1 protein-coding gene is annotated in these 521 nt (G+C 62.2%); it reads right to left on the bottom strand.

All coding sequences use genetic code 11. The features are described from left to right. On the bottom strand, positions 1-521 hold a 521-nt coding region (locus tag AC1DWI_RS26045; RefSeq protein WP_477726316.1), incomplete at both ends, for an ATP-binding cassette domain-containing protein.

The raw sequence follows: 521 nt of genomic DNA, 5'->3' as shown, positions 1-521 counted from the left end.
GTCGTAGTACTGCTCCACCAGCAAGATGGCCATGTCACCGCGGTCGGCCAGCATGCGGATCACGCGGCCGATGTCCTTGATGATGCTGGGCTGTATGCCTTCGGTGGGCTCGTCAAGAATCAACAGCTTGGGCTTGGCCGCCAGCGCGCGTGCAATGGCCAGCTGCTGCTGCTGCCCACCCGACAAGTCACCGCCGCGACGGTTCAGCATCTGCTTGAGCACCGGAAACAGCTCATACAGCTCGGCAGGAATCGGCGTGCTGGCGCTTTTGTAGGCCAGGCCCATGCGCAGGTTTTCTTCCACCGTCAGGCGCGCGAAGATCTCGCGGCCCTGCGGCACAAAGCCGATGCCTGCGCGGGCGCGCTCATACGGCGTGTTGCCCTGGATGGGTTTGCCGTCGAATTCAATCGTGCCGGTCTTGATGGGGATCAGGCCCATCAGTGATTTGAGCAGCGTGGTTTTTCCTACGCCGTTGCGACCCAGCAGAACTGTGACCTTGCCCAGGTGAGCGTCCAGGCTCA

Source organism: Polaromonas sp. P3_C2, assembly GCF_056402675.1.
Note: the sequence above shows the minus strand (reverse complement) of the source record. Positions and strands in the feature narration are given on the sequence as shown.